The organism is Bacteroidota bacterium (assembly GCA_018698135.1).
Classification (GTDB): domain Bacteria; phylum Bacteroidota; class Bacteroidia; order CAILMK01; family JAAYUY01; genus JABINZ01.
Window position 1 is genome coordinate 1 of sequence record JABINZ010000159.1, and the last position, 5,831, is coordinate 5,831.

A 5,831-nucleotide genomic window follows, 5' to 3' on the forward strand; every position below is an offset into this window, starting at 1 on the left:
TAAAATTACAGAACGCTATCAAAAAGTTGGAAAGAAAATCCATCTGAAACACTTAAGCCCTGATTGTAAAAAGCTATTGAAGAATGCTGAACAAATTATTGATGTGAATGTTATGGAGGATCCTACTTATAAAGTTGTGGTAAATAAAGTATAATTATGCCTCTATTTCTATCTGCTGTTGACAAAATGAAAAAGTAATGATCAAAAATCCAATCAATGTTATAAAAAAGCACGTGTAGCTATCATTTCATTCAAGCTATGAATAATAGTGGCGTTATTTTTTCTTTCCAATTAACAAAAGGGAATCATCATCTTCAAACTCTTTATATTTTTCGATTGACAGGATCTCAAAATAGTTTTTAAAAACCTCTGTGAGTCCAGCTTCAGTATGATAATTCACGAAAAGACCTTTGAAAATTTCAGAACCTTCTCCTTTCCAGAATGAATGACAAACTATTCCATCAGAATTTAGAATCTCATATTGTCTTTTCACAGAATCAATTAATTCATTGTCGGTTAGATGATGTATTACTTTATTGGAATAAATCCCATCAAAAGTCTTGTCTGTTTTTAAAGTGATAGCATCCAGCTCAAGGAACTCCCCAATTGGATTTTCATTAATCAGATGATTTAAAAACTCTGTTGAATTATCTGAACCGATGACATTATACGATTCGTTCAAAATTCTCCAATCAGTACCAGGACCAGAGCCGATTTCAAGTATAACTGAATTAGCTGGTAAAACCCGTTTTAGTTTCTCAATTAGTTGTTTCCCTGAAACATCTTTTGCCAAATAAATATACTCATCGACAGATTTTTTGGTTTTATAATATTCTCCTTCCATGTTATATTCTTAATTTTCAAAAACGATTAGTCGCTGTTTTTTTTCTATCTAAGTAATATTATCAAGGAATTTTGATTTTAAGCTTATAACCATAGTTTATGATTAAAAATAGCATGTAGTTCCCATTCGTGCACCAAAAGTATCATACCTGATATTGGGAGCAAAAAATAAATCTATTTTATCAAATAGGCTGTAGGTGAAGTATGCTCCAATAGAAACAAAAGTAAATGTTAAGTATGGAGTCCAATCAGATTCCCATTGTTCGATTTCTTTATTATGAAAATAATACTTGAGTTCATACATTAACACTTCGCTATACACATTCAAAAATGGTTCAATACTGAATTTATCGCGCTGAAATACTTTGTATTTTATGTCCAGTAAAACATCAATATTTTTTCGATCTTCGGCATTTGGGCAAGGATAAAATGCGCATCTGTTATTATAACGTAATTCATTTAGTTCATAGTAATCAATCCCTAATTGCATGCTGAACTTATCCTTAAATCTAAATCCAACATTAAAGGAAGGAATAGCTGTAAGCATCCATGGATTAGTAGCTCGTGATACGTTTATATAGCCCAGATAAACATAGGGTTCAATGAAAAATGACGTCTTTCGAACTTGCGGTTTATCAGTATCAGCCTGACCAAAAACAGTAACAGACAACAGACCAAAACTGAGTATTAAAACTTTTATTCTAACTTTCATTCTTTTACTTTTTCAAACACCAGTTTTTTTGCTCTTGAACTATTTATTATAAAACCTTTGATTTTTTTCTTTTCTTCAGTAAAAGTAATGCTTTGAATTAATCCAGAATCACCTGTAAAAGTAAAATCTCCCGAATACTCTAAACGAATATTAATCAGCACATTAGGAATATGCACCTTCAGCTCCTTATTTTCATATTTAACCTTATAGCTTACATCAAGCTCTTTTGAATAATAGTTACCAACTAGTTTCTTGTAGTTAATTTTCTGCTCCTTTTGTTCTTCCGAAACTTTTAAAGCTTTGTGATATCTGCCATTTTGATGTAGTGAATGACTGTTTACTTTTCCATTTTCTAAGTGAAATATTAATTCTGCATCAACCTCTTTAATATACAATACAGAATCTGATTTTGCATAGAGCTTAAATGTTTTCTGTTCATTAAAGTTCAAGAAATATTCATCATTTTCTTTGAAAAAAGTTAAGAAAGTTCCTTTATCTTCAATCTGCTGATATGTACCTGCACACAAACTAAAAAACTCATCATTGATTTTAATCTCTTCTTTGTTTTCTGACTTTGAACTTGTTACATTCTTTTTAGGTTTTGGAAAAACAATCTCAGCAATATCTTTCATGGCTTTTGTAGGCTGGAAGAATGCATCATTACTTAATACGACAATACCAATACCACTTTCAGGAAAGTATACAGTGCCTGTTCTGAATCCGGCCCATCCGCCATCATGTGTATAGGCTTTTTGGCCATTTACTTCGGAAATTAATATGCCATACCCATATTCAATAGTCTTATTATCTTTCAACTTACCTTTTTGAATCATTCTGTCAAAAACACTATCTCCTCCTATACGTTTGCTATGAAAATTCACTATCCATTTTGACATATCGGCTATGTTACTTCGCAAAGAGCTAGAGCCTGGGGCATTCAGCCTATTTTTAATAGGCAAATAGTTTGGGGCTGAATAAACATAGGATTTCGCTTCATTTTTAATTGTTTCACTAATATCTTCAACATAAAATGTATTATTCATTCCAATCGGACTAAATATATTTTCGTGCATCCAGTAATTTATTGTTGTATCGGTGACCGTTTCAATTATTTTAACTAAAAGATTATAGTTGGAATTGCTGTATAAATATGAGGTGCCTGGACTGAAATTTAATCCTTCCTGCTTTTTCAGTAAGTCAAATATTAGTTCCATCGAAATTTGTTCATCCATCTGTCTGCCTTGAAGCGCGAATAGTATTGGCCAGTCTCTTATACCTGAAGTATGATGAATCAATTGATCAATTGTAATTTCATTCATTATTTCGGGCAGGTCGGGAATATATTTGATTATTTTATCACTACTAGATAGGGTACCTCTCTGTTCTAAAAGAGATATCGCTATTCCAGTAAATTGTTTACTTACCGATGCAAGATCAAATATTGTTTGATCAGTAAGAGGCGTTTTATTAGCCAAATCTGCAGTTCCGTAATTCCCCATAAATAAAACATCATTTTGCTTTGTAATGACGATTGATACACCAGCTATGTTTGTTTCCCCATCTTGAGCAAACACATACTTTTCGAAGTATGAATCTATCGGAATCTTCAGCTCATTATCTTGAGCATATATAAAAGGCTTTGCCAATAATATCAATACGATAATTATCAAGTTTTTTGTTGTCATATTAAACATTTCTTAAATTTTGATAAATGAACAAAGGAATTAATAGTTTCTTCCATATATGTAAAGATAGATTTTTTTGCTTTTATGTTGAATCTTTTGTTTCTTCATCTTGGCATTAATGAGCTACCTTTTGACAATGTAGAATTCGTAGTTACCATTTCATTCAAGCTATGAATAACTGGGGATATCGTTGTTATAATTGACAATTTCATTGATAGAATGAATTGATTTTTTTGCTTAGTTGTCCAATGTCTTTGTTTTGGTTCATAGTGTTATAGAAGTCATTGTTAATTGATTTGTCGAAAAGCTGTCCATCCGAAATTTTCAGTAAATAAGGAAACCCTTTTCTATCACTAATAGAGTAAAGTGCCTTTGAAATAAATCCTTGGTCATATTCCGACTTTGGTGTCTTACCGTCAAGATAGATTACTTTGATGTCGGGAGTAAGTGTCGGTAAAATATTCTTTTCGATGAAATCTTTACTGTTTGCTCTATTGTTATAGCAGAAAAAATTTGTCCCATCAATAGTTAGAAGGTATTCTTTGTATTTTTTATTAAATGCAATATTGTCAAAGTAACTATAGATGGCTATAAGAATAAATAAAAATAGCAAAGGAGAAAACAAGAGAAAAAGTCCCAATCCAATTAGGAACAAGCTTCCCATAGTCAGCCAACTTTTAAAATTTATTTGTCTTGTAATCATTTCGTTTATGTAGTTGTAAAATGCACTATAACCGTTCAGCTTTTAGCTGTGACAATAACACTTCTCTTCACCAATTCCTAAAATCCAAAAACCTTGACAGCCGAAGTTTCAACGCAGGCCGTCCTTGTCAGCCGAAGTTTCAACGCAGGCTGTCCTTGTCAGCCGAAGTTAAAACGAAGGCCGTCCTTGTCAGCCGAAGTTATAACGAAGGCTGACTTTATTGACATAACTTAAAGTTTGTGTTGTATACCGTTTTTAATTCAATTTTGTCAATTCTCTTGCCTTTACAAATGATTTAACTGACAAATTGATATCATTTTTTGTCGTTGCCCATGAACAAACACTAATCCTGATTACTTTTTTGTCAAACCACAAAGAACCTCCACACCAACATACTCTCATTTCTTGAATATTTTTAAGAGTCTCTTCCGTTTCATAATCAGTATCACAAGCAACTAAAACCTGATTAAAAACCACATCATTTAAAATTTGAAATCCGCTTTCTTTGAGTTCTTTTGCAAATTGTCTAGCTCTTTCATGTAATCCATAAACTAACTCATCAATCCCTTGTTTACCTAAGTACCTCATGGTAGCCCAAAGTTCTACTGCTCTTGCTCTTCTTGACATTTCTGGAGTGTAAAGCATGCCATCTCTATTGTCTCCAAACACGAAATACGAACCTGTTGCTTGTAGTGCAGAAATTAAGGCTTCTTTATCCCTGCATAATACTATACCACAATCATATGGTGTATTTAATGTTTTGTGTCCGTCAACAGACCATGAATCCGCTTTTCCTATTCCATCTGTCAAATAACTCAGCTTTTTGGATCCTGCTGCCCATAATCCGAATGCACCATCAATATGAATCCAGGTATTTGTTTTCTTTGCTTTATCGCAAATCACATTAAACGCATCGAATGAACCAGAATTTACATTTCCTGCCTGAAGAATTAAGATTGTTTTATTATCTAACACCGGTATTTTTTCTGGTATAATTCGTCCTTGTGCGTCAACATCAACCCATTCGATATTATCCTTTCCAAAACCAAGTAAAGCAACAGCTTTTAAAACCGTTCCATGTGCCTGCTTCCCTGCAACAATTCTAATCTTTGGAGCATTAATCAATCCTTTTGAATTTATATCCCAGTTTAGCCTTTGGTAAATTCTGAATCTTGCTGCAGCTATTGCGCATAAAATTGCCATTGATGTACCACTCACAAAACCAGCTACTGTTGATTCAGGCAAGGTAAAAAGTTGTTTCAACCAAGCCTCAACAATTGTCTCAAGTTTTGATGTAATTGGAGAGGTGACATATAATGGTGTGTTTTGATCCCAAAAGTCATTTAACCATTTTGCAGCCAAAGCTACTGGGATAATGCCTCCATTGACTAATCCAAAGTATCTACCTCCAATTTGTGAAACTGTAGAAGGCGAGCCAAATTTATGCAGCCTTTCCAATATTACTTTAGAATCGCCAATTTTTTCAGGTAATTGTTCATCAAATACGCTCAAATTTTCAATTGCTTCATCTGTTGGGTAAACATTCCTTTCTAAAGAATTATCGGCATAATCAAATGCATACTCCTTGACTTGATTGAATATTTCTTTATCAATCATCTCATTTCGCATTTGTTTATGCAAGTTCGATTTTGTCATTTTATTAGTATAGTTTACAGAATGTTCGTGCAAATGGCATACAACTACTTACTATACACTATCACCAGCACTTATTCAGCAACATTTACCGACTTTATGCCACAATAAACAAATATTTTAAATTCGATGAAAAATGATAATAGTAATTTACTCGAAGGTACATTAATTAATTAGGATGATAAAGAGCAGAATCTGACCAAAAATATTGACAGAAGCAGGACAAAACAGAGTA

General features: G+C 32.8%; 6 protein-coding genes. 1 reads left to right on the plus strand and 5 read right to left on the minus strand.

Annotated features, from left to right (window positions below; genetic code table 11):
- Positions 1-154 (plus strand): hypothetical protein (locus tag HOG71_10310; GenBank protein MBT5991230.1); only part of this gene is annotated, 154 nt, incomplete at its 5' end.
- A 120-nt stretch (positions 155-274) separates the two neighbouring features.
- Here the strand turns inward: HOG71_10310 and HOG71_10315 are convergent.
- The 5 genes from HOG71_10315 to HOG71_10335 form a co-directional block, all read right to left on the minus strand.
- Positions 275-844 carry a class I SAM-dependent methyltransferase gene (locus tag HOG71_10315; protein ID MBT5991231.1) on the minus strand — a complete coding sequence of 190 codons (570 nt, stop codon included), beginning with the start codon at positions 842-844 and terminating at the stop codon, positions 275-277.
- Positions 845-946: 102 nt separating this feature from the next.
- Positions 947-1,555 carry a hypothetical protein gene (locus tag HOG71_10320; GenBank protein MBT5991232.1) on the minus strand — a complete coding sequence of 203 codons (609 nt, stop codon included), beginning with the start codon at positions 1,553-1,555 and terminating at the stop codon, positions 947-949.
- Positions 1,552-3,240, minus strand: coding sequence for a beta-lactamase family protein (locus tag HOG71_10325; protein MBT5991233.1), 1,689 nt, complete (start codon positions 3,238-3,240; stop codon positions 1,552-1,554). The genes HOG71_10320 and HOG71_10325 overlap by 4 nt, the downstream gene beginning before the upstream one ends.
- A gap of 208 nt (positions 3,241-3,448) precedes the next feature.
- Complete coding sequence (locus HOG71_10330) at positions 3,449-3,904, minus strand: hypothetical protein (protein ID MBT5991234.1); 456 nt, start codon at positions 3,902-3,904, stop codon at positions 3,449-3,451.
- A 294-nt stretch (positions 3,905-4,198) separates the two neighbouring features.
- Positions 4,199-5,599, minus strand: coding sequence for an aspartate aminotransferase family protein (locus tag HOG71_10335; protein ID MBT5991235.1), 1,401 nt, complete (start codon positions 5,597-5,599; stop codon positions 4,199-4,201).
- Between the last annotated feature and the right edge of the window lie 232 nt (positions 5,600-5,831).

What these genes read in the sequence shown, in the direction of transcription:
- HOG71_10315 (MBT5991231.1), bottom strand. Translation starts at nt 844, where the DNA reads ATGGAAGGAGAATATTATAAAACCAAAAAATCTGTCGATGAGTATATT.
- HOG71_10320 (MBT5991232.1), bottom strand. Translation starts at nt 1,555, where the DNA reads ATGAAAGTTAGAATAAAAGTTTTAATACTCAGTTTTGGTCTGTTGTCT.
- HOG71_10325 (MBT5991233.1), bottom strand. Translation starts at nt 3,240, where the DNA reads ATGACAACAAAAAACTTGATAATTATCGTATTGATATTATTGGCAAAG.
- HOG71_10330 (MBT5991234.1), bottom strand. Translation starts at nt 3,904, where the DNA reads ATGGGAAGCTTGTTCCTAATTGGATTGGGACTTTTTCTCTTGTTTTCT.
- HOG71_10335 (MBT5991235.1), bottom strand. Translation starts at nt 5,599, where the DNA reads ATGACAAAATCGAACTTGCATAAACAAATGCGAAATGAGATGATTGAT.